The organism is Mesorhizobium sp. M7A.F.Ca.CA.004.06.1.1, from assembly GCF_003999135.1.
Taxonomy (GTDB): Bacteria; Pseudomonadota; Alphaproteobacteria; order Rhizobiales; family Rhizobiaceae; genus Mesorhizobium.
In genome coordinates this window covers 1-1,133 of record NZ_RZPQ01001173.1, presented here as the reverse complement: position 1 = coordinate 1,133, position 1,133 = coordinate 1, and the positions used below count along the sequence as shown (strand labels likewise).

The window sequence follows — 1,133 nt, the reverse complement described above, 5'->3', positions numbered from 1 at the left end:
GTCTTGTCACCCTTGGGCCGCTCAGCCGGCAACTGATCGCCGGTGACGATGTAATAGATGGTCTCAGCGATGTTGGTGGCGTGATCACCGATACGCTCGATGTTCTTGGCGCAAAACAGCAGATGCGTACAGGGCGTGATGTTGCGCGGATCTTCCATCATGTAGGTCAGCAATTCGCGAAACAGCGATGTGTACATGGCGTCGATCTGGTCGTCACGATCGCGCACGAAGCCGATTTTCTCCACCGAGCGAGACGCGTAGACGTCGAGCACTTCCTTGAGCTGGGTCAACGCCAGGTTGGACAGGGCCTCGAGGCCGCGGAACAGGCTGGTCGGCTGGCGTCCGTCGGTGACGGCGACCACCCGCTTGGCAACGTTCTTGGCGAGATCGCCAACCCGTTCGAGGTCGGCGGAGATGCGAATGGTCCCGACGATCTCGCGCAAATCCGCCGCCATCGGCTGACGCTTGGCAATGATGATGATGGCCTTGTCGTCGATTTCGCGCTGGCCCTCGTCCAGTACGGTATCGTCGCGGATGACCTTCTGGGCAAGGCCTGGGTCGGCATTGACGAGAGCGGTGACCGCCTGTTCGACCATGCGCTCGGCATGACCTCCCATCGCGGCGATGCGCTTCGACAGATATTTCAACTCCTCGTCATAAGCGCTGACGATGTGCACGGACTGCATGGCAAAATGCCTTCCCACGGGGTGTTTTGATTTTGAGTCGTTTCCTCGAATCCCCGCTGATACGCTAGCCGGATGACAGAAAAAAGAAACAGTCCCTTTGAATTAGGGCGATATCAGTGAGTCGGCAAATGAACCGAGAATGCCGCGCCGTTGCCGACTTCGGACTTGATCGAAAGCCGGGCGTTGTGGCGCGTCAGTATATGCTTGACGATCGACAGGCCGAGGCCGGTACCCTTCTGGGTCCGGCTGGTCTCGACGTCGACGCGGTAGAAGCGCTCGGTAATGCGCGGAATGTGCTCCTCGGGAATGCCAGGGCCAAAGTCCCTGATCGTCACGTCGATGCCCGGCTCTGATCCGGCATCGCTATGGGCTATGGATACAACCACCCGCCCACCCGACTGCCCGTATTTGCAGGCGTTTTCCAGGAGGTTCTCGAAAACCTGGAAA

General features: G+C 59.0%; 2 protein-coding genes. Both read right to left on the bottom strand.

The window, feature by feature from the left end; genetic code table 11:
* The coding region (gene phoU, locus EN906_RS34885; protein WP_127375809.1) for a phosphate signaling complex protein PhoU at nt 1-686 on the bottom strand (686 nt) is incomplete at its 3' end.
* 113 nt (nt 687-799) lie between these two features.
* Nucleotides 800-1,133: ATP-binding protein (locus EN906_RS34880; RefSeq protein ID WP_245484401.1), on the bottom strand; the 334-nt coding region annotated here is incomplete at its 5' end.